We start from the raw sequence: 25332 nt of genomic DNA, 5'->3' as shown, positions 1-25332 counted from the left end.
GAACCTTTGCTCAACTAATGGGCACGAGATAGTTCAAATAAAGACACGAAGGCAGCCGATCGGAAAAGATCGGCTGCCTTCGCTCAACTAACGGGCACGATAGTTCAATCCATCTTGGAGCAGTTTGCCGGCGGCAGCTGCTCCATTTTTTCGTTACGCTAACGGGCAGGATAGTTCCAATATGTGGTATTATTTGGTTGATGGAGTAAACTCAAAGGTGTGACATGAGTCAGCGTCGACCAACAAAGGTAAGGATAGGGATTGAAGGCCTAAACGGGAGTGAACTATATTGAATGTTCAGCATTCCTATTTACGACAAATTCAGCTCAAGAGGCACCAAATACCCACTTATAATCGTTATCCCTTTGATTTGGCGGTCATTCGAAGCCTAGATACCCTTGATTTCCACCCCAAGGTAACCTATATCGTAGGTGAAAATGGGATGGGCAAATCAACACTGATGGAGTCCATTGCTGTCGCTTGGGGATTTAACCCGGAGGGTGGGACGATCAACTTTTCCTTCTCGACCCAGGCTACCCACTCGAACTTATACGAATATATACAATTGATCAGAGGTCCGCGACGCCCGAAGGATGGCTTCTTCTTCCGGGCAGAAAGTTATTATAATTTCGCCACGACGATCGATGAGTTGGACAATCAACCTTCACTCGGTCGCCCTATTAAAGATTCGTACGGTGGTAAGTCCTTGCATGAGCAATCGCACGGAGAGTCGTTCTTTTCCACTTTCATTCATCGGTTCGGGGAGAATGGCTTATATATACTGGATGAGCCTGAGGCTGCATTGTCTCCCCTTCGCCAAATGGCGTTGCTGACACGAATCCATGAACTTGTTTTGCAAAACTCTCAATTTATTATTGCGACCCATTCCCCGATCCTTATGGCATATCCAGATTCGATTATTTACAATCTAAAGCCGGATGGTATCGAGGTCCAGGTATTGGAGGAAACCGACCATTTTATGATTATGAAAGAGTTTGTGAATAACAAGGATAGGATGCTCAGAGAGTTATTCGAAGAAGTACAAGATTAACTCCACTGCTATCCTATGGAACCCTACAGCTCGAAAGAGGTCATTTTAGACGAAGAGATTTATTATCAAGATTAAGCTATTTGAGTACGATAGCATAATCAAGTTGATAGTGATGAATTTAAATCTAGGGAGGGATTTTATGGGGTTGAAGAAAAATCGCTCACTTATTATTGGAATTATAGTTGTGGTGGTAATTATTATAGGTATGACATTGCGTCTAAACGCAGAGAATATCGACACAACTTTCAAAGCTGAAGTCATTAATAAAATTGGTGGCGAAGATATAACAAAACTGGAATTAACCTCAAGTATTAATGAAGAACTCGTCCGACTTGCTAATTCAGATAATAAAAGCGAAATAGACAGTCTTTTAAATGAGCTTTCAACTTTGAAATTAAAAAAGATAAAAAATTTCTCTCAAGCCATTACCCCGGAGACTGAAGATTATTCCTTATTGATCTCGATAAACGGGGTGGATACCTATTACGTTAACCTATATAAAAACAACGAGCTTTCGATAATTGATTTCACTAACAATAAAGCGGTAAATCGATATAAAATCGAAAATGAATTTGACCTGGAGAAAATCAAAAAATACTGGAATGCTAAATAAAAAAGTCGTTACACTAACGGGACACGATAGTTCAATCATGACACGACGGCAGCCGGCCTTAGAACGATCGGCTGCCGTTGCGCTAACGGGCAGATTAACTTATTACTTAGTGATATATGTTGCAATGAAACCTTATTATCGTTTGGTCGTCTATTTTATAGGAAGGAGTGAATATTAAGATGAAAAAAATGCTTATAACACTATCTTTGCTTCTTGGGATTCTGGGTGGCGGCAGCTTTACTTATGCATCGCTGGACCATCCAACCATTTATGTGAACGACGAGGAATCCCAACTGGCTGGTGTTGTACCCCCGAGCGGATCTACATTGGTTCCCTTTAGAACAGTTTTTGCAGTAGTGGGCATGGATGTGACATGGGACAACAAAACCAAGAGCGTCACCGCAACAAAAGAGGGGCTGGAAATCAAGATGCAATCCGGTTCGCATGATGCGTACGTTAATGAGAAAAAAGTGCAATTAATTCAAACTCCTGCACTTGAAAATAACATCTTTTATGTCAACTTACGGTTTATTTCGGAAGCTGCCGGTGGAACTGTCTCTTGGAAGAAGCTTTCTGATAATGACGCAGAAATCCGCATTACATTACCATAACGTAACTGTCCAGTTAGCGGAAGATTTTCAATTCCGTAAATTATTAAAGGTTGTCACGTGACAGCCTTTTGTTGAACAAATGGAAAACGATAGTTCAGAACAACACTGCGGCAGCTGACAAAGAATCAGCTGCCGCTTTTATTGAAGTATAGGGCAGGATAGTTCCAATATGTGGTATCATCTAAGCGATTAAAAAATCCAAGGATTTGGAGCTAACCTTTCATATTCCAACTAAGTTCGGACAGGTTATTAAAAGTGAAGTTCAAAGGGGGACAGCAGAATTGAATTTCATTATAATAGTTTTCTCTTTCATTGTATTAACGACGTTATCTGTCGTAGTAATTAGATATAAAAAAAGCAACTGGTTAGGTATGCTCTCGGCTTTAGCAACCAGTGCGTTAATTTTGGGAATAGCATACTGGTTACTTATCAACGTAAACGAGGAATCACGATTGTTTGGAATTAATTTTTCTAATCGATATGCATTGGTAATCTCAATCCCTATAGTAACTTGGGTTAACCTTATCACCTTTTTTTTATAAGAATCAAGAAGTAAGAGTAAAATTATGATTTAAATCTACTGCCTATTGATAAGATTTTCTTTATTTTAAATCCATTCATAAAGTGAATATGACATGTTACTCTAACGGGACACGATAGCATAATGAGAAAATGAAGAGGTGACCTTATAGTGGAATCAGTTATCATGAAAAGTCTGGACGGTTTAAAGAACCAGCTAAATCAAGATGGAATTATGCGTAGATTATCATCAGAAGGCGTGTATGGTGACGTTAAGTTTACGTTTTATCCACCAGCAACTCAAAGCGATATAAATGAATATATGACTAAGTGGTCTATTTCTCTTCCTGAGGATTACATGGAATATTTAAGGCTACATAATGGAGGCTTTATATTTGCGCATCCTCAGTATGGAGGTGGGATTGAACTACTTAGCCTAGAGCGAATTGATGAGCTGTATTCATTATATGACGAGCTGCTTCCAGCGGGGTGGATACCAGTAGCTGTGGAAGAGGGAGAAGAGTTTCTTTTTATCGATACCAATATTGCTGCTAAGCAGAGAGATTACAAGAATATATATTGGTGTGAACTAGCTGATGTTAACAATAGCCCTTCATTATTAAATGCCAATTTTGAACTCTGGTTTGACAGATTTCTTATTGCTCAGGGGAGCAAATACTGGACATGGATGTGGATGAAGCCAGAGATTTATTACAAATATAGAAAATGACCATCGAATTAACGGGACTCGTAGCTCAATAGTGAAACGACGGCAACCGGCCTAATAACGATCGGCTGCCGTCGTTTTGCTAACGGGCAGGATAGCTCAATCATTTCGCGAATTAATCAAATATAAAATTTTGAACATTAAGTTGTTAACTATGCAGGAAGGGAAAAATGGAACAATGTCTTTTACAAAGATTCCGGAAAATCTCCTTAGATCCACCCTTAAGGAACAGTACGATTTAATCCCCACCACGCTTGAGCTTCTTCCAATGGGACTTGATTACAACGCTGCAGTATACCATATGATTAGCGAGCAGGTTAATTATCTTCTTAAAGTCACATCAAGACCCCTATATGAGCCATCTTTTCAGGTACCTGATTATCTTAATGAACAGGGAATAACCTCCGTCGTAGCATAATTCGGTATTGGAATATTACAAGGATAAAATATAATTTAAAAAGCCACCAGTTGAGCCCATAGAAGCGGTAGCCACATAGTGGCTGCCGTTTTGTCTTCCGGCGAGAGGTTAAAGTAACCGGATATAATTGACAAGAAAACAAGGAAACCGATTTTAAGCAGGGATGCACGTCCAATGAGCCTTCTTTAATCGCCGATAAAGGCGTTGTGGGCCAGACGTGATGACCACAACCAATGCCACGAGGAGCTGCGCCACTACCCCTTGCCAATTGAGCGAGAGAGAAAGAGGGAAATAGAGATCCGTGATGTTGAGTGCATTGTGAAACAAGATTGCCAGCAAGACACTCCCTCGCGTGTGATTATAGACGCAGTTAATCAAAATGCAATTCGCAATCGTTCCGAGCATAAAATAAAGAAAGGGGTGGTAGATTGAAAGTTCCCTGTATGAAAAAGAACGGGAGATGCCACATTGTCCACAAAACGCCCAGGATTAGACTCGCCCCCAGGATTCGATACTTTTCCTGCAACTTTGGAAGAGCATAACCACGCCATCCTGGTTCCTCACCGAACGGGCCTCCAAGCAGACTTCCCAGGAGAAACACGGGAACAATCAGCAACCAGGGATTGATGCCAGAGGGACGGGACACGATAGCTCAACGCGTCGCCGATTCGACCAAAAATATGTGTTAGGAATATTCGTATCTAAGGAGGATCCCATGAGATGGAGAATTTGGCTCCTCGGGTGGAAATGGTTCAACCGACAATCCTGATTCTTCCGTGAAAATGCAGGTGTGGTGGAACAAAACGTCGGAGACCATTCAACTTGACCCAATTGGGACGGAATAACCTGCATCGGTCAGAAGAAATTCCGGGGACGATAGCTCATTTATAATACGCGGCAGCCGGCCTTAGAATGAACTGCACCCCGTCAAGTAGACAGTACAAAAAATAAAGTCAATTAGGCGGCCTTCGTTCTGTATTCCATCGGACTGAGGCCGTTTAGTTTTGCTTGTAATCGTTCATGGTTGTAGAAGTCCGATGTAAGCCTGAATATCTCTCTCAAGCTCTTCAAAAGTAGGGTATGTGTGCAAATAATACTTCTCACATTTGAGAGTCCCCCAGAAAGATTCCATTGGACCATTAGATGCACCGCCCTACACGAGACATGCTCTGGATCATGTTATTTTCATCCAAGAGCTTCTTGAAACCCAAAGAAGTGTACTGGTAGCCTCGATCACTGTGAAGCATGGGGCTGCTTCTTGGAGCTGCTTGCAAGGCCTGTCTTAACGTCTGGAATACAAGGGGGTTGTTATTGGAACGCCCTAATACATAAGAGACGATGTTCACCCAATTGAAGAGCTGTCGCGTACTCGCAATCTTGTATTTTTCAATAATCTGGTACTGAGACAATTCCCCCTCAAGGTAATCCTTCACAGCTCGGAGCTTAAGCTCAGCACTATAGCTTCGAAGACGCGTGCGGCGCTCCAAGCCTTCATCCCCACACGACTTATGCCTACGCTGCCACCTCATTAGTGTGGTCTTGTTAATCCCATATTTCTTCGCAGCTGCCAGAAAACCAATTTCTCCATGTGATACTTCTTGGAGAATGGCAAGTTTCTCCAAAGCACTATATTTTCTTTGAGACATGAAAAAGCTCCCCTTACGATAACAGGTTTTATTATTTCACCTGTCTACCGTAAGGGGAGCATATCAGGATATGATACGGCTTTCTCAGGATTTATAAGCACGATTAATTCGTAGTAGTACTAAATTCTAAGGACATAAAAGTGAATGCGTTAATATTTATATAAAGCCCATAACTATGGGCTGAAGGGACCTCGGTAATTAAATGTTGGACTGTTCTTGATAAGGCTGGATCCGAGCCGATCGGAATAGAATACGTTTCTTCCTTTGCGTTAACCGGTCTTGGCAAGGAAGGCCTCCAAGATCGCGACTATACTATGCGGCTTCATATCCCTCATAATTCTTGGCAGAGCGAAGTACAATTGCGTAACCGACTCCCGGAGCTTGGACTATCCCATATCAAAGACAGGAAGTCCAAGCGGATTCGCAATCAGCAATGCGGGCTCTTGGTCATCTGCGGAATATCCCAATGGGGTTCCTTGAGCTTGAGGAGACAGGAGAAGGACTGTTCTGGCAAATCGAGAATAACGGCTCCTGGCGGTTTGGCCGTGTGGCGGTTGCGGTCAGGTGATGGCTGCTTATAGATCCATTGTCGCACTATAAGGCGTGCGAGCTAGATGTCACTATTGGCTATCCGGAAGCAGGGGACAGCGAGTGAAGGTGGAACGATGTTTCTGGCGTGCTTTCTGTCTATCTGCCGAAACCGGAATCGGTACGTTTGTTTAGTTTATTGGTGCGAAAATAAAAGTTGCTTAGACTATTCCGGCAACGAACGGACACGTTATATCCACGGCCTTGTTTGGTATGTTATTAGTTGCTGCCCACGCCTCGCAGTATTCTGAATTGTTCCGGAGTCATCCCCTCTAACTTTCGGAAGCACTGTATGAAATACGTGCTGTTTGAAAAACCGCTGTACTCAGCAATGAGCTTCACAGTCAAGTTTGAAGATACTAGTAGGGTCTTGGATTGGAGGATTCGACATTCTGTTAAATACTCAATCGGCGTTTTCCCCATTAAACGGTGGAACTGTCTGCTGAAATGCGAAGAACTACAATTCGCTTCCGATGCCATCTGCTCTAGCGTGAGCGGCTCGTGGCAGTGGGAGCGTATCCACTCCGCTACCTCGGTTAGCCTGTCCCGCATCCCTGGTTTAGGAATGCCCTCGATAGCTTCCGCATGCTGGACGAGTAAGGCGACCATCTCATAAGTGATGGCTGATAATCTCGCCGATCCCTCTTGAAACGGAGGCGTGCTGCAGTCTAACAAATCTGTCCACAACTGATCCAGTCGCTGGACATCTTCCCACGAGAAGATCCAAACGTCTCGCTCCCCACGTCCTTGCAGAAGTGAGCCAAGCCCGCGCCCTGTAAAATGAACCCATCTGATATCCCAGGGCTCGATGCTATCGGCGTAATATCGTTGCGGAACGCCAGGACCGTAAAGAAATCCAGAGCCGCTTCGTAATTCCACGAATTCCTCTCCGGTCCACACATAACCTTTGCCTGTACGAACGAGATGCCAGTTATAGGTTGTTAATCCGTTAGGTCTATTCTCGTTGTGTTCTGACTCATCTGTATAGTGGCCGAATGATTCCGGATAACAGAGAAAACGTTCGAATCGCGGGTTCGGAACAAAGTGATTGATACGCAACAATCTCACCTCAGATAGCATAATTTTGATATATCGAGCAAAAATGGATGATTTATCACTCTAAGTATAAATAATATAATTATTTTGTCGAATTAAATCAATGCAAAATAATGATATTAGAAAACGGAGGATCTAAACATGAGAATGGGTGTGGATTACTATCCGGAGCATTGGGACCGCTCGTTGTGGGAGCAAGATGCAAAGCTCATGCAAGAGACAGGCGTCAGCTTGATTCGGGTAGCCGAATTCGCCTGGTCCAGACTTGAACCGACTGAAGGCAGATACGATTTCACATGGCTTGATGATGCAATTGATACATTTGCAAAACGTGGTATACAAGTGGTCATCGGAACGCCGACCTGCACGCCGCCGAATTGGCTCGTGAATGCGTATCCTGATGTATTGCCACGGGATGAAAAGCTGCATCCACGTTATCCCGGAATTCGAGGACACCGTTGTTATAACAGTCCTTCCATGAGACACTATTCGGCTTTAATCGTAGAAAAGCTTGCGCTTCATTATGCGAATAATCCGGCTGTCATCGGTTGGCAGACTGATAATGAGTTTAGTCTGAATGAGTGCAACTGTGAGCATTGTAATGCGCGGTTCCGTACGTGGCTTCAAGAGAAGTATGATTCGATCGAAGCCATCAATGCGGCGTGGGGTACAGTTGTATGGAGTGGAGAGTACAGCGATTGGTCTCAAATAACAACTCCGCTTGGAGGAATGAACTATAAGAATCCATCCTTTGTGTTGGATTACAAACGATTCGAGACTGATTCTCTAGTTGAATTCCAACAACTGCAATTGAACATTTTGAAAAAACATTGTCCGAATCATTTTATTACGCATAACATTTGGAGTTATCCGATGGCGCTAGATTATTACAAGCTTTGCGAGAATCTAGACTTCGTTTCGCTTGATTATTATCCGAGCACAAATCCGGAAAAGGCCGAATCGAGTGGATACAGCGGAGCATTGACATTGGATTTGACCCGCGGAATTAAACGGCAGAATTTCTGGATCATGGAGACGATTAGCGGACCTCCGGGATGCTGGATGCCAATGTGGCGAACGCCTCATCCTGGATTTATCCGTGCCTTTGCTTGGCAAAGCATCGCACGCGGTGCGGATACGCTTGTACACTTCCGGTGGCGAAGCGCTCCATCGGGAGCTGAGCAATTCTGGCATGGCCTGATCGATCACAGTAACGTGCCTGGCAGACGATTCGAGGAATACCGCGGGTTGTGTGGTGAAGTTCGGAAGCTTGCTCCGTTGTTGGAAGGAACGGAAGTGCGGGGCGAAGTGGCTATTCTTCATTCGCACGATCAATATAATGCGTTTCAAATTCAATACCAGGTAGATGGTATGGATTATTTCGATAATCTGAAAACGATTCATCGTGCCTTCACTAAACTCGGCATCGTGACAGATGTTTTGAATGAGTCAGATGACCTGAGCGGATATAAGCTAATTGTGGCTCCTTCGCTCTTCCTGCTCGACCCAGAGCTTGCCTCTCGTTTAGAAACTTGTGTCCAGAACGGTGCAATGCTGGTATTGACGCCTCGAACTGGCGTGAAGAACTTGAATAACGTATGTTGGATCCAACCGTTGCCTGGACCGCTCTCCAATGCGGCAGGCGTCACTGTAGCTGAGTATGACCCGATAGGAAGGGATGTACACCATTTCAGCTGGCGGAATAAGACTTACTCCTGCAGCCAATGGTGCGATATCCTAACACCTCAAACTGCTGAGTCGGTGGCATGGTACGAAGACGATTTCTTCGCTGGCAAGACAGCTGCGACCGTCCATAAATTCGGCGAAGGTGAGGTTTGCTACTTGGGAACGGTTCCTGAAGAAGCCTTCTATGTGGACTTTATTCAGGATGCAGCAGTGAAGTTGGGCCTTCAGTTTATCTCTGACCTGCCAGAAGGTGTTCAGATTTCGACACGTGTAAAAGGGTCTACGAGATATTTGTTCCTAATGAACCTTACTCGTAAGGAACAGATTGTGACGCTTGATCGGGTTTACTATAGTCTTCTAAATGAAAGAGAAATCGGCCAAGTACTAACGATGGCTCCATATGCAATCGAAATTGTAGAACTTCCAATGAAAAGCACCTAAATATTTTAACTTATTTCATCATTATATTGGTTGCATAATAACATACGAAGCAAGTCCTATTAGCAGATGCCCCTTTTGCCAGAAGGGGTATTTTGCATAGATAGCTTGTAAAGGACGATTACAAGAACACAAATCAATGTCAGACATGATCGTCGACTAGGTGAATATGGATCACAATGCCCCTGTCATGGTTTCCAAAAACCGGCATCATAGAGCGTTATGCCACCAACGTTCTCACTTCGTTCATCGACTGTAAATCGAAGTGTCCAGAAAGTTGATGCAGCCGAATGTCTGCAATGGTAACGTCAAACATCCGTCCTCCGTCCATGAATGTTCCGGTGCTGTTCATAACGATTGTCTTCCACAAGCCGTACTGATTCACGTTTCGAATCACCAAGAAGGTGTATATTTGCCTCGCGCTGCCCTTCGAAGTCAGCGCGGCTTGTCCATGTACCTAAATGAACACCGTTAAGGAGAATTGAATATCGGAGGGCCAATGATTTTAAGTCCGGCGCTTCCGAGGCAATACGAAATAATTATATTTTGAGGTTGATCCCTAAGGGGAGAGAAGAGGAAGAGAACTATTATTTTCCCTGATGACTTCAGGTGTGGAAGTAAACGGTCGGCAACACCTGCTCATGAAACCGCTGTAACCATCCATGGCTGGAACCCGTTTATAACTTTGCTTCCCTAAAAACCAATATTGTAAGGGATAGAGTATTCATGAAATACATAAACGCAGATGTTTTACTTGAAGCAATATTGAAGGAAATTATTCTCGCAGGAACTGCGCCACCCTTGGCGGGCTGCAGTGGTGAAGTAACGCGAAAGAGAATACCAGTGCGAGTACTCTCTTTTTAGCGTTTAAGAGAAGAGCTGAAAAATGTGTGGGCGTGCGTGAGTTTGCGGTTATGAGGTATATACCATATAAGTCTAGGCTCAACCACGTAATCGCTTTAGCCCTGCTTCGTCTCGTCGTGCCCCTTCACGGTCACCTTATACTCCGTCGGGCTGCACCCTGAATATTCTTTGAACACTTTGGAGAAATAGTGCTGGTCGTAGAAGCAGAGCGCGTCCGACAGTTCCTTGATTTTGATGGTGGGATTCGATCGAATGACCTTGCGCGCCTCGGCGATTTTCAGGTCCAAATAGTACTGCATCAGAGTGGTGTTCGAATGCTTCTTCATCACTCGGCTGATATAGGAGGGACTGACGTGGAAGGCGACAGCCAGATCGTTCATCGACAACGGCGTGTAGAGATTGGACTTGAGATGGGCGTCGATCTTGCGGAACAGTTCGTAGCCGCCCTTCTTGTTCAGCGACTGCTCCTCGGTGAACCGCTGCTCAAAGAGGTCCAGCAGCCCTGCGCAGAAGTCCGTGTAGCTCGGCAGGTCATAGAGCCGCTGCACGCTGGAATGGAACTCTCCATAATTTTTTTCCAAAGACGGGAAAGCATTCACGAGGTATTCAACAATACGGTGTAACAGCGCGATACGCAGATTCTTCTTGCCCCATTTGGCGAGCTGTTCGGAGAGCTGCAAGAGAAACGGCTCCTTCTGCAGCTTGCTGATCATATCAACGTAACGGGCGGCTATCCGCTCCGCATCCTTGGCGGCGTCGGCTGAACGAGAAGCGGAGTGCGCCTCGTCCGCCAGGACAGGTTCCGCGATGGTCATCCGGCTGTCGAGCAGCTCGGACAATGCCTGGCTGCAGCCGGCAAACTCCTTCGGATTCACGGGATAGAAGCGGCCGACGATCGACGCCGACATGCCAGCTTCCTCTAATGCTGCGCGAATGTCTTCGAGGCGTTCCGTCGGACCTGCCTCGTCAAGGAAGGCCGGATCCGTCAGCGTCAGAAGCAGCCGCGGCTTCTTCGCCGCGAACACCCAAAAGGGATGAGGCGCGAATGCCCGGCCGAGCAGGTCTTGAACCTGCTCTGGTTTCCACCCAAGTACGGACGGACAGAAGTATTGCAGCTGCATCATCAGGACAAGCTTCTTGTCTCGGAAGAACTCCGTCCCCAGCATCTGCTCCGGTCCGGCTGCCGGATCGATGATGCCGCTAAGTCCCGTGAATTCCGCCTCATATTCCTCCCTGATCTGGGCAATGACCTTCTCTATGACCTCGATTAAAGCGCTGCGTTCGATCGGCTTCAGCAAGTAGTCGGACACCTGAAGATTGATCGCCTTCCGCGTATATTCGAAATCGTTATACCCGCTGATCAGGACGGCTTTCAGCCGTGAGTTGATTTTCTTCGCTTCACTGATTAGCGCGAGCCCGTCCATCTTCGGCATACGGATGTCCGTCAGCAGGATGTCGACTTCCTGCTCGTTTAATGCCGCCAGCGCGTCCGCGCCGTTCGAGGCCGTATGTACGATCTGGACCGGCAGCCCCGACGTTGTGATCAACTCCTTCAGATTTCGCATAATCGGCTTGCTGTCTTCCGCGATGAGGACTCGGTACATGGTCGCTCTCCTCCTTCCCTCCAGGCTAATTTTAGTAGAAATCCTTCGTCATCGACGCGATGATTTGAACCGTGGCGCCGCCGTTCTCCCCGTTGTACATATTGAAGAATAACCGGTTCCGGTACATCAGCTCCAGTCGGCCCACGGTGTTCACGATGCCCATGCTGCCGATCTTCACCGGCTGCTCAGCCGAGCTTTCGGCTTTGATTCGCTCGAGCGTCCGCTTAATGTCTTCCTCGTCGAAGCCTTGGCCATTGTCGCTGATCTCGATGGCCCACAATCCGTTGTAGAGCTTGATTTTGATCCGGATTCGCCACGGCGGGTCCGTCTGTTCGAAGGCATGCTCGATGCAGTTCTCCACGAACGGCTGAATGATGAGACGTGGAAGCAGAATGGATTCCGCGGCGGGGTCCATGTCGATCTCCCATTCCAGATCGTCCTCGTACTTCTGCTGGATCAGCGCCAGATAATGCTTCGTATGCTCGATCTCATCCCGCAGCGTCACATGCTGGTAGGGCGAGCTAACGATATACCGCAGGCTCTCCGAGAGGTGCTTGCACATCTCGGTCACGACGTTCGTGCGGTTTTCCTGCGCGGCGATGCTGATCAAATACAGTACGTTATGAATAAAATGTGGCGCGATCTGCGCCTGCAGCGCTGAGTTCCTCGCCATGACCTCCTCGTGAAGGGCCAGCTTCTCCCGTTCGATGGAGGACTGCAGCCGGTCGAGCAGCTCGCGGAAGGCCTCGTTGAACAGGAAGAAATCGTTGTTGTACAACCGGCTGTCCGTCTTCAGGCTCAAGTTGCTGTAGCTGATCTGCAGCACCTGCCTGCGCAGCTTGCGGATCGGAAGTACCAGACTCTTGGACGTAAAATGAATGTACAGGAAGCTGAACAAGGTGAGCGAGACGAACAGGATAACCGCGATATTCCGGACGGAGTTGACCGAACCGAGCACGGATTCGCGCGGAATGACGGTATATACGGTCCATCCGGTATGTGAAGACTTATAATAGGCAATATAGTGGTTCTGCGAATCCGTGTAAATCCCCTGCTCCTTCGCAGCGGGCCGAATATTGCCGCGATCCTTCTCGAAGTCGCCGCTGCGGGACTGAATCACCAGCCCGTCCCGGTCATCCATCACGTAGACGGAGCCAAGATTTCCCGCATCGGACAGCTTACGCAAGTCGGTGTCGTCCATCAGAATGGACAGATAGCCGTAGACGGTGCCGTTGATGTCGATAATGGAGCGGATGAACGAGACGGGCAACCCTTCTCCAGAATGGATCAAATAAGCGCTGGTCTGAAGCCGGCGCCTCCACTCGAAGTCGGCCAGCACCGGCTTGAGGGGCGGCGGTGCTTCGTAACCGATATACGTGGCGACTTCCTCGCCCTTGAGACCATAGATGACGATATCGCGAATGTTCTGGCTGGGCCCTACGGCTTGAAACATAATGTCGCTGAGTACCCGGTTCTGGTTCAGGGCTTCTGCGCTCTGGGACTTCCTCGTAAGCGCGCCGAACGAGAAGATCGCGCGGTTCGAGAGAATGCGCTGTGACAGCTGGTTCTGCGTATCAATATAGTCGTCGAGACGCTCGGAGATCATTGCTGTCGCTAGCAGCGTGTCTTTGATCGTTCGTTCCTTGGTCGGCTTGATGACGAGCAGGTTCGTAAAGATAAGGAAGCTGCCGAGAACCAGCGCGAGCAGCAGGCTGAAGATCACGATCAGCCTGCCGCGGAGACTGAACTGAGGCCGTTTTCTTAAGAACGAACGGATCACCGGCAGCAATTCCTTTCTGGACGAATCTTGAGATTTATCACCAAATATAGCACTGACCGGCATGTTAGGCAACCGATGGCGGTTCACAATAATACACATAAAGAGTCAACCACGAACATGTACGCTGACGGCGGCTGGCTTTATAATTCAAGTGACGCTGTGGAGGGTTTCATCGTGAGAAACCAATGGAGAAGACTGGCCAAAGGATTGCTGCTAGGAGGAATGCTACTGAGTTCTGCAGCATGCGCCGGCCCCGGAATACAAGAGTTGAATTCGTATATGGTGCCGCCGGAGCAGGTGGGGGACGATACGCAAACCATCGAACTGGCGATGACCAAGAGCTCGAAGAACGCCATCTTTGTCTCCGAGGCGGTGACGAGCGAATTCGAGAAGCAGACGGGAATCCGTGTCAAGCTTCAGCTTCTGCCCACCGAGCAGGTGTCTTCCGTGCTCAAGACCAAGCTGGCCGTCGGAGAGGCGCCGGACCTGATCTTGTATAACTTGAACACAGCCGCTTTCGAGCTGAACCTCGAGAATAATTTCGAGGCCCTTGACGGCGAACCTTGGGCTCCCAGGCTGGTGAGCAGGCAGCAGCTATCTTATAACGGCCGTATGTACGGTTTCCATCTCACGCAAGACGCCGGGCAACAAGGGATCGTTTATAATAAGAAAATTTTCCGTCGGCTTGGCCTAAAAGTGCCGCAGGACTTCGAGGAGCTTCTGAAGGTATGCGAGGCCATCAAAGCGGCGGGCATCACGCCATTCTTCATGCCCTTCAAGGACGCATGGGCGACCGAGCTATGGACAAGCTCCGCCTTCGCCGACTATGCGAAGAAGAACGACCCGATGCTATGGTCCGATATCAATGCGGGCCGGAGAAAGTCCGCGGACATTCCGGCGTTAACCGCGATTACGCAGCAGCAATACGACCTCTATAAGCTGGGTTATACGAACGGCAACGTTCTAAGAGACAGCTACGATATGGCCGTCGATACATTCATCGGCGAGAAAGCGGCCATGATGACGATGGGGGACTGGTTCATCGCCGACGTCCTCCAGAAGGACCCGTCGATGGACCTCGGGCTGTTCCCGGTCCCCTATGCGAGAGGGGCGGATCTGGCGATCAGCCCGCTTGGGGGCCAGCTGTTCATCCCTAAGAAAGCAAAGCACATGGCCGAAGCGAAGCGCTTCCTTGAATTCCTGGCGTCGCAGAAAGTGGCGCAGGAGATTATAGACCGTAGCAACTTTATCTCGAATCTGCGCGATGTTGCGACCCCGGAACAGCCGGCTTATAAGCAAGAGATCTTTGAGCGATATATCAAGCCGGGGCGGACGGTGATGACGGCCGCTTCCAGCCAGACCGTAGATCCGGGAGACAAATGGAAATATTTGCAGGAAATGTTCGCGGGCGGGATCACGGCTCATGAAGTGTGGGTCAAATGGGATAAACGCTTCCAGCAGCTGATGAAAGAGAAACAGGCGCTGGGTTTCTGGTAAACCGGGTGGAAGAAAGCTGTTACAAGGGGGAATGGGCATGAGAATCGGTATGGACTACTATCCCGAATGGGACGCGGAAGAGATGTGGGAGGCCGATGCAGGCCGGATGAAGGAAGCCGGCGTCTCCATGGTCCGAATCGGCGAGTTCGCGTGGAGCCGGATGGAGCCGGATGAGGACCGGTTCGAATTCGGTTGGCTCGACAGGGCCATCGGGGTCATGCGCCGGCACGGCATCGACGTCATTCTCGGAACGCCGACCTCCGCTCCGCCCAACTGGCTGATGGAGAAGTATCCGGACGCATACCTGATCGAGAGCGGCATGCAGCCGCGTTACGAAGGAATCCGCGGCCACCGGTGCGTCAACAGCCCGTCCTTCCGCATACGTACGGAGCGGATCGTCACCGAACTGGCCGTCCGTTACGGCGGACATCCGGCCGTGATCGGCTGGCAGACCGACAACGAATTCGAAATGACGTTATGCAACTGCTGCTCCTGCGACGCGAAGTTCCGGGAATGGGTGCAGCGGAAATACGGCACATTGGAGAACGTCAACCGGGAATGGGGCCTTGTGGTTTGGAGCGGCGAATACTCCAGCTGGAGCCAGGTGCATACGCCGCGCGGCGGCAGGATTCAGCTGAATCCGTCCTTCCAGCTCGACTATCACCGGTTCCAGAACGAGTCGATCGTGGACTATCAGCGGATTCAGATCGATATTCTCCGCCGGCACTGCCCGAATCAATTCATTACCCACAACATGTGGGAGTCGCCGCTGCCGATCGATTATAACAGCCTCTTCGAGGAATTGGATTTTGCGTCGACCGATTATTACATTACAAGCAGTCCGAAGCGGCTGCCCACTTCGCCGTACAGCGGCGCCTTCTTCCTCGACCGGACGCGCGGCCTGAAGCACCGCAACTTCTGGCTCATGGAGACGATTACTGGCGGAACGTCGGGCGGCTGCTGGGGACCGATGGGACGGACGGCGCAGCCGGGATTCATGCGGGCCGTCATGTGGCAGAGCATCGGCAGAGGCGCCGACAATATCGTGCACTTCCTCTGGCGGGGCGCGGTTGCCGGCGGCGAGCAGCTGTCAACCGGCCTGCTGAATCACGGCAGCAAGCCGCCGGCCCATCGATACGCGGAGTTTCTCCAGCTCTCCGGCGAAGTGAATCGGCTGTCCGGTCTTCTGGACGGTACGACCGTGCCGAGCGAGACGGCAATCCTGTATTCGCATGAGCAGCACCGCGCTTTCCAGATCCAGCCGCATATCGAAGGCGGCTTTCAGTACGAGAGCATCCTGAAGTCCTACCACGGCGCGCTTGTCCGGCTGGGAGCAGGTACGGACGTGCTGCACTGGACGGAGCCTCTTGATGGCTACAAGCTGGTGGTGGCGCCGTATCTGTACCTGATGGACGAAGAGATCGCCGCGAGGCTGAAAGCGTTTGCTGACTCGGGAGGCACACTGATTCTGACGTGCCGCAGCGGGATCAAGAATCTCAATAATACCGTCTGGCCGATGGAGGTACCGGGACCGCTGGCCGAATGCGCGGGCCTGATCGTGGAGGAGTGGGACGCGCTTTCCTCGGACACGGTGCCCGTGCAGATGAATAACGGCAAAACGTATCTCTGCTCGCAGTGGGCCGACATTATCGAGCCGGCCGGAGCCGAGCCGATCGGCTGGTACCGCTCGGAGTACTACGCCGGTAGAACGGCCGTAAGCGTCAACCGGGCTGGCAGCGGGTCCGTCTATTACATCGGCGCGAATTTCGGGCATGACTTCCTGGCCGACCTGTTCTGCGGCATCCTGAACAATTTGAATATTCCGCATATTCAAGGGCTTCCGGAAGGGGTGCAGGCTTCCGTTCGCCGAAGCGACGATGCCTCGTATCTGTTCCTGACCAACTTTACGACTTCCGACCAGACGATCGTGCTGGACCGGGCGTACGAGAGTATCCTGTACGAGGGAACCGCAACCGAACGCATTTCGCTGAAGCCGTTCGGCGTCGACATTTTATCATACCGTTAAACAAGGAGAGGTTCCGAAGTGTCCAATACCATCCAAGCGCAATCCGGACCGGGCGCAGTACCGGTCAAGAAACGGGCGTTCGAAATCCGCAACAAATATAAGCTGTTCCTGATGGCACTGCCGTTTCTGCTGCTGGTCTTTATATTCTCCTATATGCCGCTGTACGGCTGGACTTACGCTTTCTATAACTTCCGGCCGGGCATCCCGCTGGCCGTGTCCGACTTCGTCGGCCTGGAGTGGTTCAGATCGATATTCGGCAATCCGACGCAGCGGGCGGAAGTGCTGCGCGTCATGCGAAATACGATGGCCATGAGCTCGTTGAACATCTTGGCCTCCGTCTTGCCGGTCATCTTCGCCATCTTCATGAGCGAGATGCGATCGCAGCGCTTCAAGAAGTACGTCCAAATTCTGACCACGCTGCCGAACTTCATCAGCTGGGTCTTGGTCTACTCATTCGCCTTCATGCTATTCTCGGTGGATAACGGGCTTGTGAACCACATTCTGATCAACTTGGGTTTTATCGACAAAGGGATCGGCTTCCTCGCCTCCGATAGCCACACATGGCTGAAGATGGCGCTGTGGGATCTGTGGAAGGGACTTGGATGGGGAGCGATTTTGTACATCGCCGCGATCGCGGGGATCGATCAAGAGCTGTACGAAGCCGCCCGGGTGGACGGCGCAGGCAGGTTCCGCACCATCTGGAACATTACCGTACCGGGTATTATGCCAACGTACTTCGTCCTGCTGCTGCTGACGATCGCCAACTTCATCAACAACGGCCTGGAGCAGTATTTCGTCTTCCAGAACGCGATCAACAAGAACCATATCGAGGTGCTTGACCTCTACGTTTATAATACCGGCCTGGTCGGCAACAACTTCTCGTTCGCCACCGCGGTCAGCATGCTGAAGTCGGTCATCAGCATCATCCTACTGTTCTTCGCGAACGGCATGTCCAAATTGCTCCGAGGCGAGAGCATCATTTAATCCGATCAGCAAGGAGAGACACGTATGCAAAAGAAACTTAGCTCGAGCGACGTCGCGTTCCATACCGTGAACTACATCGTCTTCGCACTCATCGCGCTGCTCTGCATTTTTCCGTTCTATTACTTGTTCATCAATACGATCAGCAACAATGACTTGAGCAGCAAGGGACTGATCACCTTTTATCCGAAGGAGGTCCATTTCAGCAATTATTCGCAAGTGCTGAATCTTCCGAACTTCATGCATTCCGGATTCATATCGCTCAGCCGGACGGTCATCGGCACGGCGGTATCCGTATGCGGGGCAGCCTTCCTGGGGTTCCTCTTCACCAAACAGGAGATGTGGGGACGGAAGGTGTGGTACCGGTTCCTCGTCATCACGATGTACTTTAACGCAGGGATTATCCCATGGTACATGACGATGCGCAGCCTGCACCTGACGGACAACTTCCTGGCGTACATTCTGCCGGCGATCGTCTCGCCGTTCTACGTCATCCTGGTCAAGACGTTCGTGGAGTCGATTCCGCTGGCGCTTCAGGAATCTGCCCAGATCGACGGCGCGGGCTATTGGGTCATCTTCACCCGGATCATTTTCCCGCTGATCACGCCGATTCTGGCGACGATTGCCATCTTCTCGGCCGTCTCGCAGTGGAACTCTTTCACCGACACACTGTTCCTCATGTCCAAAGAGAAGTTGTTCACGCTGCAGTACGTGCTTTACAAATATATGAACGAGGCGTCCTCGCTGGCGGCCATCGTGCGGAACTCTTCGGGGGGCCAAGGCCTCGACTTGGCCAACATGCAGACGTCGACCTCGATTCGGACGACCGTGTCCATGATCGTCGTGCTGCCGATTCTGCTGGTCTACCCGTACTTCCAGCGTTTCTTCGTCAAAGGGATCATGATCGGGGCCGTGAAGGGATAACCTTCCGCCCCGGCTCCTCCGACTTTATTGAAAGGGGTGAGGCCCGCCTTAGATTTTCCGTAAGCTTGTTGTTCGAAATGAGGATTTCACTCAACCTAGGGAGGTCTTGTACAACATGTATAAAGCGCTTACAAATTTGAAAGTCGTCGCGGCCGCAACTGTTCTGATGATGGGAGTAGCGGCTTGCGGCAACGCAGAGAATGCGGGCAATGCAGGTTCAAATGCAGGCGGCAACGCGGCAGCAGGTACCGGCAACGCAAACGCACCGAAAGAAACGTATCAGATCGAGGTGCTCTCGCAGCTCGCGAACTTCGCCGGCACGCAGGGCGGCTGGTACGGCAAGGTCCTGAAGGACAAATTCGGTCTTGAAATGAACATTACGGCTCCGAACCTCGCGGGCGGCGCAGCGAAATTCGCGACGCTCATGGCATCGGGCGACCTTGGCGACCTTGTCGTGTTCGGCAATGACGGCCAAGAGTATCGTGACGCCATCAAGGCGGGCTTGCTGCTGGATTGGACGAAGGACGGCTTGCTCGAGAAATACGGCAAAGACATTCTTGCAAACGTTCCCCAAGCGATCGAGAAGAACAAGAAGAACTTCGGCGACGGCAAAGCGGTATACGGCGTCGGACATGATGCGTCGAACATGCCTTCCGGCCCTTCCGAAGGCAACACGATGACATACCAGATCGATATGCGCTGGGATCTGTACCAGAAGCTCGGCAACCCGAAGATGACGGAGATGGAAGACATCCTGCCTGTTCTGAAGAAAATGCAGGAGCTGGAGCCGAAGAGCGATTCCGGCAAACCGACTTACGGTCTCTCGCTGTGGGGCGACTGGGACGGCAGCTACATGACGCTCGCGAAGCAGCCGGGAACCATCTACGGTTATGACATTTCCGACGGCTTCAACCAAGGCACGCTGCTTGAGATTTCCGCGAACGAAGAGAAATACCAAGGCATCCTGGAAGACAACAGCTACTACCTACGTTCGTTGAAATTCTACTACGACGCCAACAAAATGGGCCTCTTGGATCCGGACTCCATGACCCAGAAGTTCGATGACGTCGTCAATAAGTACAAAGACGGCCAAGTACTGTTCTCCTGGTTTCCATGGCAGGACAGCGCCTACAATACGCCTAACCACACGGACGCGGGCAAGGGCTTTGAGATGGTCGGCATCGGCGCGCAGAAGATCTACTCCTACGGTTACTCGCCGTTTGGCGGCAACCGCGTCTGGGCGATTGGCGCCAAGGCGAAGCATCCGGAGCGGATCATGGAATTCATCAACTGGCTGTATACACCGGAAGGCATGATGACGACGCTGAACGGACCGGAAGGCCTGACGTGGGAAATGAAGGACGGTAAAGCCGCGCTGACCGATTTCGGCAAGAAAGCGCTGAGAGACACGTCGCAGCAGGTTCCTGCAGAGTTCGGCGGCGGCACGTACAAGGACGGCGCTGCGCAAATCAACAACACAACGCTGAAGACGACGACGACGAACCCGAATACGGGTGAGCCGTACGACTGGAATATGTGGTCGTCTGTGCTGAAGGATAACCCGAACCCGGTTGATAAATCGTGGCGCGAAGCAACGGGTGCCCTGACTCCGAAAGAATTGCTGACGAAGAACAACCAAATCGCCGTCAACAATGCGGTTTCCTCGACGGAAGCACCGGCGGTTATGGACACGATGCTGTCGCAGAAGCTGAACCAAGTCGGCGCGGTCATCAAGGAATACTCTTGGAAGATGATCTACGCCAACGACGACGCGCAATACGACCAGCTGAAGGAAGAAATGATTAAGAAGGCGAAAGGTCTCGGCTATGACGAGATCATCGACTGGACGGTCGAACAGACGAAGAAAGTATTCGAGCTGCGCAAGCAATCGTAATCAGACATGGGCTGCCGCCCGAATCGACCCCGTCGGTTCGGGAAGTCAGCCCTTTATAATTTAGCGCCTAGCCAAGTTAAGCACTTGCCGGTGGAAGTCCGGTCGAGGTAGGAGGCTGATAAGGTCGGTTGTCAGCATTCCTATTTTCAATAAAATATTCAAAGGGAGCTCAGGCATGACACCGACGCAATACCGCGAACAGAACCGAAATGATAACGAGTGGAACGTTGCGATGCTTGAATGAGAGATTAAACATACTTTGTGAAGCACGAGTGCGATTATTCCCAGCTTGCGGAGTGAACAATGGCACACGGAAGGACGGGAAACGGAAATGATCAGATTATTTGAGACACATCATATTAGGCCTGTAACCGAGTTGGACGGTTTATGGGATTTCGCAACGCTGCCTGGAAATGAGGAGGATAACGGTGAATATCCTTACAGGCTTGTCGTCCCCGGCTGCTGGGAACAGCATCCGGAGCTCGCTACGTATCGTGGGCGGGCCGTCTACAGACGGATGATCCGGATCGACGAAGCGGTCTCCTTGCGATTGGTGTTTAAGGGCGTCAGCCATACGGCCAAAGTCTTCTTCGACGGGGAATTGATCACCGAGCATTATAATGCTTATACAGCCTTCACGGCCAAAGTGCGAGGCGTAAAGCCGGGGCTCCACGAGCTGCGTGTCGAGGCGGACAATTCGTTCGGCGAAGCGTCTTCCTTGCATGTCCCGAACGACTATTACACGTACGGCGGCCTGATCCGGCCCGTTGCGTTGGAGAAGATCGTCGACTGCTATCTAGAGGACATAAGGTTTATCCCGTCTTGCGACGAGTCCGGCTGGAGCGGAGAAATCACGGCCGCCGTGTGCAACGATTCACCTTACGCTAGGACCGTTCAGCTTCGGGGGACATTAGGGCAGGAAATCTTGGATTTCGGTTCGATAACGCTGCTGCCCGGTCCCGGGAAGGTAACGAAGGTAACGCGTACGTTTCGTTTCGCGGACGTTATCCCTTGGTCGGGCTCGACGCCTCAGCTATACGAGTTGCAACTGGAGCTGATGCTGCCGGGAGTGGCGGAGCCAGTGGACGATTTGGTGGAACGGGTCGGCTTCCGGGTCGTCCACGCACGGAAGGGCGCGATTCTGCTCAACAGCGAGCCCGTCTTCCTGAAGGGGTTCAATCGTCATGAAGATCATGCCTTGGCCGGACCTTCGCTGCCGCTTTCTCTCATGGTCGGCGATCTAGAAATCATGAAGGGAATGGGTGTGAACGCCGTCCGAACAAGCCATTATCCGAACGATGAGCGCTTCCTGGACCTGTGCGACGAGCAAGGATGGTTAGTCTGGGAGGAGAATCACGCCCGCGGCCTCAGCATCGAACAGATGCGTAATCCGAACTTCATTTCGCAATGCGAAGCAGTCAATAACGAAATGGTAACGCAGCATGTTAACCACCCGTCGATCATTCTTTGGGCGATTCTGAACGAGTGCGCAAGTGATACGGAGGAAGGACGCGAGCATTACCGTAGACAGCTGGATCAAATCCGCAGGCTAGACTCCAGCCGTCCACTTACCTTCGCCTCGCATCACCGCGAGAAAGAGAAATGCTTCGATCTCGCGGACGTCGTCTCCGTGAATTTGTATCCGCAGTGGTATACGGATGAAGACCCCGGCGAATTATGCGACCGAGCAAGGGCATGGGCGGACGAACTCGGCGGCAAAGGGAAGCCGATGATCATCAGCGAGTTCGGAGCGGACGGCTACTACGGCTTTCGTTCTCCGGCCAGGGTGAAGGGCTCTGAGGAACGACAGGCAGACATCCTGGAGCTTAACCTGATCGCCTACTTGAAGCGCCCGTATTTATCGGGCTTGTTCATCTGGCAATTCTGCGATTGCAGGGTCACAGAAGCAACCGGATGGCTACTCACCCGCGCGATGACAAAAAACAGCAAAGGCGTAGTCGATGAATATCGCCGGCCTAAGCTGGTTTCCGACGTGGTGAGGAAGTATTATATCGGTCAATAACAGCGCGGCAAGTCTGAATCGCTCGCGCTGATGAAGTGGGACAGAAAGAAGCTGAAAGAGCGGTTGCTGATTGTTTGTAGGCACCCATGGAAGATGTAACAGATGTTGTTTTTCGCCATGTGGTAAGTGAGGCGGGCAGACCGGATGTGTATTTTACGGAGTTTGCGACTACGGAGAGTTAATGTCACCCAGAGGGGAACAAAAGTGTACGTGGTCGCTTGACTTTCACCCCAGATGAACAGCCCATTGTAGCACATATCTGGGGAGATAAGCCGGAATTTTTCCGTGAAATAAGCATCGGCATGGCGAAAGAAGGATTCAAAGGCATCGATATTAATATGGGTTGTCCAGTGGCGAATGTAGCAGAGAATGGAAGGGGCAGCGGTCTGATCTGCCGTCCTGAAATCGCAGCGGATACCATCCAAGCCGCCAAAGCCGAAGGACTGCCTGTCAGTGTAAAAACAAGGCTCGGTTTTAGTGACCTAGACGAATGGCATGACTGTTTACCCATATTTTGAAACAAGACATTGTGAATCTGTCCATTCATCTTCGGACAAGAGAGGAAATGAGCAAAGTAAAAGCTCATTGGGAACTGATTCCGGAGAAAAAGAAGGAAGCTTCGTGATGAGGTGGCGCCAGATACACTTCTGACCATTAACGGGGATATCCCTGACCGTTAATCGGTCTGCAGCTTGCTAAGCAATACGGTGTCGACGGTATTATGATTGGCCGCGGTAATTTTCAAAATCCATATGCATTTGAGACAGAGCCGTAGGAGCATAGCAGTGCGGAAATGATTGATCTGCTGCGGCTCCATCTGGGTCTGCATGATCAATGTTCGTTTAGTGCGCTTACCCGTTTCTTCAAAATCTATGTCCGTGGGTTTCGAGGGGCAAGTGAACTCAGAACCAGCTTGATGAACGCCAAATCAAAAAGTGAAGTGCATGTATTGCTGAATAAATATGAAGGCAAGGAGCATGATGGGGCTGAGGAACATGGAAATTAGATGGATAAGGGCTTGCTGGCGACGAGCTTTTGAATCGATTACCGCAGCTCCGCCTGCCGCCTCTAGGAGAGGCGGTTTTCTTTTGCTCGATGGGAATGAGTTGAAATTCAAACCGGATTAGCTGCTTTTGCCGGCGCATTCGGCATGCGTGGGCGAACTGTTAAGACGTCGTAAGTGTGAAAGGAAACGAGGCAAGATGAACGACTCGACATGTGTTATTATCAAAGGAGGCGCTATGCAGGGCTACCGGCATTTAAAGAAAGGTAGATGATGAAAGTTGTTGGATAACAAACAACTAACGAATTCGCAAAGCTTATCGATGAAGTACATTCGTGAGCACGCGCTTACCGAAAAAAAGAAGCTACAACTCTTATTAATGAGATATTACAGATGTCAAATATCCATTGGGACACCTATGAAAATGCGCTTTCCAAACTCCGGTCCAATGCAAGAATCGCATTACATTTTCATCCCGATCGCCCGCTCGCAGATACGAATTGCGTCGCACAAGGACTCCTTGAACAAGGTACGTATAAGAGTCAGTTCGAAACCCATATATCCAATGGGAGCCCTACTGCTTTCTTAGGAGGAGCACGTGATCTCTGGGAGAAGCATTTATTCAATGGTACTTACCATATAGATGGTGCGACCATCCATGAACGTCCCAAATACGGTTCACTTGATGTCATGTCACACGTAGACGGGCCTTCACCGCGATTTGGCTCGTGCTTTTTCCTCCTATCCCCCCGTGTATCCTGGCGTTCAACCTTCACATACGGAGATTCTTACACGGATCGACCTGAAAAAGGGACATATGAGGAATTCGATATGATCATGGCAGCGCTGCTGAAAGATACGTTTTCTCGGGAATTTGCTTTAGGTGAGGGAGGTCTAATCCCTAGCAAATTCATTCATCGTCTTTTATATGATCTTGATAAACCCTATCCGAATCCTATAAATCTTATGCCTAGGCACAACCTTGACCACTATATTGAAGCTCAAATACATGGTGAAATATCGCTTAAGGATGACGTAGAAATCTTAGTTGCCGATCCTTCGTTTAAAGGAACGCCAATTGGCAGCATGTTAGAGCTATTATGCATGAACTATTCAATTAAGTTAATTTGGAATGCAGGATATTATCTGAAGGTGGAAGAGGTGCCAACGGACTTTAGAGGGCCGACCATGCCCGCTTTAGCCAGACGGATAGAACAGGATGGCTATATTAACGCAAGGATTATCGGAGAGGCGGTAAATGATTTACATCGCAATCCAGCAAATTGGAGCGACAGAGGCAGCTATGCAGAGGTACTTCAAGAGTTAAAATTGCTATGGCATGTTTTAGTTCGTTTTGGTAAACCGCATGCTACGGATTGACAA

The 25332-nt window shown here is 50.0% G+C and carries 19 protein-coding genes and 2 pseudogenes; 14 read left to right on the top strand and 7 right to left on the bottom strand.

Annotated elements, in window-relative coordinates; all coding sequences use genetic code 11:
• Positions 1–289 precede the first annotated feature (289 nt).
• The 5 genes from BMZ79_RS25170 (at position 290) to BMZ79_RS34810 (ending at position 3939) form a co-directional block, all read left to right on the top strand.
• Positions 290–1051 carry an AAA family ATPase gene (locus BMZ79_RS25170; protein ID WP_090645560.1) on the top strand — a complete coding sequence of 254 codons (762 nt, stop codon included), beginning with the start codon at positions 290–292 and terminating at the stop codon, positions 1049–1051.
• A gap of 139 nt (positions 1052–1190) precedes the next feature.
• Positions 1191–1664 (top strand): hypothetical protein, encoded by a 474-nt coding sequence (locus BMZ79_RS25165; protein WP_090645559.1) that lies wholly within the window; start codon positions 1191–1193, stop codon positions 1662–1664.
• 179 nt (positions 1665–1843) lie between these two features.
• On the top strand, positions 1844–2275 hold the full coding sequence (locus BMZ79_RS25160; RefSeq protein ID WP_090645557.1) for a copper amine oxidase N-terminal domain-containing protein: 432 nt from the start codon (positions 1844–1846) through the stop codon (positions 2273–2275).
• A gap of 706 nt (positions 2276–2981) precedes the next feature.
• Positions 2982–3524, top strand: coding sequence for an SMI1/KNR4 family protein (locus BMZ79_RS25155; RefSeq protein ID WP_090645555.1), 543 nt, complete (start codon positions 2982–2984; stop codon positions 3522–3524).
• 151 nt (positions 3525–3675) lie between these two features.
• On the top strand, positions 3676–3939 hold the full coding sequence (locus tag BMZ79_RS34810) for a hypothetical protein (protein ID WP_218154782.1): 264 nt from the start codon (positions 3676–3678) through the stop codon (positions 3937–3939).
• Between the two features lie 370 nt (positions 3940–4309).
• Here the strand turns inward: BMZ79_RS34810 and BMZ79_RS25145 are convergent, their stop codons facing one another.
• The 5 genes from BMZ79_RS25145 to BMZ79_RS35670 all read right to left on the bottom strand — a co-directional run bounded on the left by BMZ79_RS25145 (position 4310) and on the right by BMZ79_RS35670 (position 7253).
• Complete coding sequence (locus tag BMZ79_RS25145) at positions 4310–4540, bottom strand: CPBP family intramembrane glutamic endopeptidase (RefSeq protein WP_256253107.1); 231 nt, start codon at positions 4538–4540, stop codon at positions 4310–4312.
• 356 nt (positions 4541–4896) lie between these two features.
• Positions 4897–5001, bottom strand: a complete 105-nt coding sequence (locus BMZ79_RS35680; protein ID WP_371263793.1) for an IS3 family transposase — start codon at positions 4999–5001, stop codon at positions 4897–4899.
• Positions 4958–5071 (bottom strand): IS3 family transposase, encoded by a 114-nt coding sequence (locus BMZ79_RS35675; protein ID WP_090645548.1) that lies wholly within the window; start codon positions 5069–5071, stop codon positions 4958–4960. Before BMZ79_RS35675 ends, BMZ79_RS35680 begins: the two co-directional genes overlap by 44 nt.
• Before the next feature lie 7 nt (positions 5072–5078).
• Positions 5079–5585, bottom strand: a complete 507-nt coding sequence (locus BMZ79_RS25135) for a helix-turn-helix domain-containing protein (protein ID WP_090645546.1) — start codon at positions 5583–5585, stop codon at positions 5079–5081.
• 807 nt (positions 5586–6392) lie between these two features.
• Positions 6393–7253, bottom strand: coding sequence for a helix-turn-helix transcriptional regulator (locus tag BMZ79_RS35670; protein ID WP_090645543.1), 861 nt, complete (start codon positions 7251–7253; stop codon positions 6393–6395).
• Between the two features lie 117 nt (positions 7254–7370).
• On the opposite strand from BMZ79_RS35670, the gene BMZ79_RS25125 reads away from it, so the two are divergent.
• Positions 7371–9356 (top strand): beta-galactosidase, encoded by a 1986-nt coding sequence (locus tag BMZ79_RS25125; RefSeq protein ID WP_090645541.1) that lies wholly within the window; start codon positions 7371–7373, stop codon positions 9354–9356.
• A 956-nt stretch (positions 9357–10312) separates the two neighbouring features.
• Here the strand turns inward: BMZ79_RS25125 and BMZ79_RS25120 are convergent.
• Together BMZ79_RS25120 and BMZ79_RS25115 are read right to left on the bottom strand one after the other, a co-directional pair.
• A complete protein-coding gene (locus tag BMZ79_RS25120) occupies positions 10313–11821 on the bottom strand; it encodes a response regulator transcription factor (protein ID WP_090645538.1) in 1509 nt (502 codons plus the stop codon).
• 31 nt (positions 11822–11852) lie between these two features.
• Positions 11853–13601 (bottom strand): sensor histidine kinase, encoded by a 1749-nt coding sequence (locus tag BMZ79_RS25115; protein WP_256253106.1) that lies wholly within the window; start codon positions 13599–13601, stop codon positions 11853–11855.
• 174 nt (positions 13602–13775) lie between these two features.
• Here BMZ79_RS25115 and BMZ79_RS25110 point away from each other — a divergent pair, with 174 nt between their 5' ends.
• The 8 genes and pseudogenes from BMZ79_RS25110 to BMZ79_RS25075 all read left to right on the top strand — a co-directional run bounded on the left by BMZ79_RS25110 (position 13776) and on the right by BMZ79_RS25075 (position 25329).
• Complete coding sequence (locus BMZ79_RS25110) at positions 13776–15098, top strand: ABC transporter substrate-binding protein (protein ID WP_256253104.1); 1323 nt, start codon at positions 13776–13778, stop codon at positions 15096–15098.
• Between the two features lie 37 nt (positions 15099–15135).
• Entirely contained in the window at positions 15136–17124 is a 1989-nt protein-coding gene (locus BMZ79_RS25105) for a beta-galactosidase (protein WP_256253103.1), read from the top strand.
• Between the two features lie 111 nt (positions 17125–17235).
• The gene (locus BMZ79_RS25100; RefSeq protein ID WP_090645584.1) at positions 17236–18108 is read left to right on the top strand and encodes an ABC transporter permease; all 873 of its coding nucleotides are present in this window, start codon (positions 17236–17238) and stop codon (positions 18106–18108) included.
• Between the two features lie 24 nt (positions 18109–18132).
• The gene (locus tag BMZ79_RS25095) at positions 18133–19029 is read left to right on the top strand and encodes a carbohydrate ABC transporter permease (protein WP_090645528.1); all 897 of its coding nucleotides are present in this window, start codon (positions 18133–18135) and stop codon (positions 19027–19029) included.
• 115 nt (positions 19030–19144) lie between these two features.
• A complete protein-coding gene (locus tag BMZ79_RS25090) occupies positions 19145–20923 on the top strand; it encodes a type 2 periplasmic-binding domain-containing protein (RefSeq protein ID WP_090645526.1) in 1779 nt (592 codons plus the stop codon).
• A 376-nt stretch (positions 20924–21299) separates the two neighbouring features.
• Positions 21300–22946, top strand: a complete 1647-nt coding sequence (locus BMZ79_RS25085; protein ID WP_371263792.1) for a glycoside hydrolase family 2 protein — start codon at positions 21300–21302, stop codon at positions 22944–22946.
• Positions 22947–23032: 86 nt separating this feature from the next.
• Positions 23033–23952, top strand: a pseudogene (locus BMZ79_RS25080) (tRNA dihydrouridine synthase).
• A gap of 319 nt (positions 23953–24271) precedes the next feature.
• Positions 24272–25329 (top strand): annotated as a pseudogene (locus tag BMZ79_RS25075) (DUF3626 domain-containing protein).
• Positions 25330–25332 lie beyond the last annotated feature (3 nt).

It is taken from the genome of Paenibacillus sp. UNC496MF, from assembly GCF_900113915.1.
GTDB lineage: Bacteria > Bacillota > Bacilli > Paenibacillales > Paenibacillaceae > Paenibacillus_Z > Paenibacillus_Z artemisiicola.
The sequence above is the reverse complement of the archived record's forward strand: the minus strand, read 5'-3'. Positions and strand labels throughout refer to the sequence as shown.

Coding starts and splice junctions, on each gene's coding strand:
- BMZ79_RS25165 (WP_090645559.1), top strand. CDS start 1,191: ATGGGGTTGAAGAAAAATCGCTCACTTATTATTGGAATTATAGTTGTG.
- BMZ79_RS25160 (WP_090645557.1), top strand. CDS start 1,844: ATGAAAAAAATGCTTATAACACTATCTTTGCTTCTTGGGATTCTGGGT.
- BMZ79_RS25155 (WP_090645555.1), top strand. CDS start 2,982: ATGAAAAGTCTGGACGGTTTAAAGAACCAGCTAAATCAAGATGGAATT.
- BMZ79_RS34810 (WP_218154782.1), top strand. CDS start 3,676: ATGCAGGAAGGGAAAAATGGAACAATGTCTTTTACAAAGATTCCGGAA.
- BMZ79_RS35675 (WP_090645548.1), bottom strand. CDS start 5,071: ATGGAATCTTTCTGGGGGACTCTCAAATGTGAGAAGTATTATTTGCAC.
- BMZ79_RS25135 (WP_090645546.1), bottom strand. CDS start 5,585: ATGTCTCAAAGAAAATATAGTGCTTTGGAGAAACTTGCCATTCTCCAA.
- BMZ79_RS35670 (WP_090645543.1), bottom strand. CDS start 7,253: ATGCTATCTGAGGTGAGATTGTTGCGTATCAATCACTTTGTTCCGAAC.
- BMZ79_RS25125 (WP_090645541.1), top strand. CDS start 7,371: ATGAGAATGGGTGTGGATTACTATCCGGAGCATTGGGACCGCTCGTTG.
- BMZ79_RS25120 (WP_090645538.1), bottom strand. CDS start 11,821: ATGTACCGAGTCCTCATCGCGGAAGACAGCAAGCCGATTATGCGAAAT.
- BMZ79_RS25105 (WP_256253103.1), top strand. CDS start 15,136: ATGAGAATCGGTATGGACTACTATCCCGAATGGGACGCGGAAGAGATG.
- BMZ79_RS25100 (WP_090645584.1), top strand. CDS start 17,236: ATGGCACTGCCGTTTCTGCTGCTGGTCTTTATATTCTCCTATATGCCG.
- BMZ79_RS25095 (WP_090645528.1), top strand. CDS start 18,133: ATGCAAAAGAAACTTAGCTCGAGCGACGTCGCGTTCCATACCGTGAAC.
- BMZ79_RS25090 (WP_090645526.1), top strand. CDS start 19,145: ATGTATAAAGCGCTTACAAATTTGAAAGTCGTCGCGGCCGCAACTGTT.